The sequence below is a fragment of the Chitinophaga hostae genome, assembly GCF_018224885.1.
Taxonomy (GTDB): Bacteria; Bacteroidota; Bacteroidia; order Chitinophagales; family Chitinophagaceae; genus Chitinophaga; species Chitinophaga hostae.
Window position 1 is genome coordinate 1 of sequence record NZ_JAGTXB010000044.1, and the last position, 3104, is coordinate 3104.

At 47.2% G+C, this 3104-nt stretch carries 2 rRNA genes; both read right to left on the reverse strand.

The annotated features are described in order from the left end of the window. Positions 1-109: ribosomal RNA gene (gene rrf, locus KE626_RS34415) — 5S ribosomal RNA — on the reverse strand; the annotation flags it as partial. An 82-nt stretch (positions 110-191) separates the two neighbouring features. Beyond that, positions 192-3076: ribosomal RNA gene (locus KE626_RS34420) — 23S ribosomal RNA — on the reverse strand. Positions 3077-3104: the final 28 nt, after the last annotated feature.

Below are 3104 nucleotides of genomic sequence, written 5' to 3' on the forward strand. Positions count from 1 at the left end.
TGGCAGCTACCTACTCTCCCGCATGATAGTGCAGTACCATCGGCCATGAGGGGCTTAACTTCTCTGTTCGGAATGGGAAGAGGTGAACACCCTCGGCAAAACCACCATAAGATCTTCTTTGCTTTACAGCAAAATAATAAGATAACATATCGGGAAAGTTGTATTCAAAACTCTTTAGCGTAATAGTTAAAAAATTAAAGCTTACGGGCAATTAGTATTACTCGGCTGCGATGTTACCACCCTTACACCTGTAACCTATCAACGTCGTAGTCTCCGACGGCCCTTAAAAGTAAACTCATCTTGAAGCAGGTTTCACGCTTAGATGCTTTCAGCGTTTATCCTATCCGTACATAGCTACTCTGCACTGCACCTGGCGGCACAACAGATACACCAGCGGTACGTACGACCCGGTCCTCTCGTACTAAGGTCATGTCCTCTCAATTTACTAACGATCACAACAGATAGGGACCGAACTGTCTTGCGACGTTCTGAACCCAGTTCACGTGCCACTTTAATCGGCGAACAGCCGAACCCTTGGGACCTTCTCCAGCCCCAGGATGTGACGAACCGACATCGAGGTGCCAAACCTCACCGTCGATATGAGCTCTTGGGTGAGATCAGCCTGTTATCCCCGGAGTACCTTTTATCCTTTGAGCGATGGCCCTTCCATACAGAACCACCGGATCACTTTAGCCTGCTTTCGCACCTGCTCGGCTTGTTTGCCTCACAGTCAAGCACCCTTATACTAATGCGCTCTGCGTACGATTACCAACCGTACTGAGGGTACCTTTGCGAGCCTCCGTTACCTTTTAGGAGGCGACCACCCCAGTCAAACTACCCACCAAACAATGTCTCCGTTGCCGGATTAGACTCTAAATAACAGAAGGTTGGTATTTCAACGATGACTCCACAACTCCTGGCGAAGCTGCTTCATTGTCTCCCAACTATCCTACACATCTGGCATTCAAAATCAATGTTAAGTTGTAGTGAAGGTTCACGGGGTCTTTCCGTCCCGTTGCGATTAACCGGCATCTTCACCGATACTACAATTTCACCGAGCTCGTGGTAGAGACAGTGTACAACTCATTAGACCATTCGTGCAGGTCGGAACTTACCCGACAAGGAATTTCGCTACCTTAGGACCGTTATAGTTACGGCCGCCGTTTACTGGGGCTTCAGTCAGAAGCTTTGGATTGCTCCGAACATCCTTCCTTAACCTTCCAGCACCGGGCAGGTATCAGGCTCTATACGTCATCTTTCGATTTTGCAGGGCCCTGTGTTTTTGTTAAACAGTTGGTTGTACCATTTTACTGAGGCCACATCACTGTGGCACGCCTTATCCCGAAGTTACAGCGTCAATTTGCCTAGTTCCTTTACCACGGATCACTCGAGCGCCTGAGAATACTCATCTCGACTACCTGTGTCGGTTTACGGTACGGGCTGCTATAAACGAACCTTAGAAGTTTTTCTTGGAAGTCTGATTAGGGATACTATCAGCGCGGCCGAAGCTTTGCTGTACTATCAGGTTTCATCATCATCGGCGGATTTGCCAACCAACAATATAACTACACCCTTTAACGCACTATTCCGTAAGTGCGCGATCCTTTCACTACTCCGTTACTCCATCGAATTTATAGCAGGTACTGGAATATTCACCAGTTTGCCATCAGCTACGCCTCTCGGCTTTGCCTAAGGACCCGACTAACCCTGATCCGATTAGCGTTGATCAGGAACCCTTAGTCTTACGGCGATAAGATTTTTCATCTTATTTATCGTTACTTATGCCTACATTTTCTTTTCTAAACGCTCCAGCATGTTTCGCAACACACCTTCGATGCAGTTTAGAATGCTCCCCTACCGTCTAGCAAATTAATGCTAGGCCTAAAGCTTCGGTTATATGTTTGATGCCCGATTATTTTCCGTGCCCAAACCCTCGACCAGTGAGCTGTTACGCACTCTTTAAATGAATGGCTGCTTCCAAGCCAACATCCTGGCTGTTTTAGGATTTGAACCGCGTTTGTTCAACTTAACATATCATTAGGGACCTTAGCTGTTAGTCTGGGTTATTTCCCTCTCGGCCATGGACCTTAGCGCCCACAGCCTCACTCCTGGAGATTATATTATAGCATTCGGAGTTTATTAGGGTTTGGTAGGCGGTGAAGCCCCCTAGCCCAATTAGTAGCTCTACCTCTATAATACGTCTATATCCAAGGCTGTTCCTAAAAACATTTCGGGGAGAACGAGCTATCTCTCAGTTTGATTGGCCTTTCACCCCTATCCACAGGTCATCCCATAGCTTTTCAACGCTAATGAGTTCGGGCCTCCAGTTAGTTTTACCTAACCTTCACCCTGCCCATGGATAGATCACAAAGTTTCGCGTCTACCCCCACTGACTTAATTCGCTCTGTTAGAACTTGCTTTCGCTACGGCTCCGGTACTGAAGACCTTAACCTTGCCAGTGAGGAGTAACTCGTAGGCTCATTATGCAAAAGGCACGCCGTCACTCTTGCGAGCTCCGACCGCTTGTAAGCGCACGGTTTCAGGAACTATTTCACTCTCCTGTTCGGAGTACTTTTCACCTTTCCCTTACGGTACTGGTTCACTATCGGTATCTAAGGAGTATTTAGCCTTACCAGATGGTGCTGGCAGTTTCATACAGGATTCCTCCGGTCCCGCACTACTCAGGATACTACACGTCCATCAGAATTTCTGTCTACAGGGCTATCACCTGCTGCGGCTCATCTTTCCAGATGATTCAACTTGATCTGACTTTCTAAAAGTAGTCCTACAACCCCGGACAGAATTGCTTCGATCCGGTTTGGGCTATTCCCCGTTCGCTCGCCACTACTTAGGGAATCATTATTTATTTTCTTTTCCTGCAGGTACTTAGATGTTTCAGTTCCCTGCGTTGGCTCTCATTGCTGAGTAATACACCTTCAGTGTACTGGGTTGTCCCATTCGGAAATCTACGGATGTAACGATCGTTTGCATCTCCCCGTAGCTTATCGCAGCTTACCACGTCCTTCGTCGCCTCTTAGATCCTAGGCATCCACCATGCGCTCTTATTCGCTTTAAAAAATTTAGTATTTAAGATATTACTATCT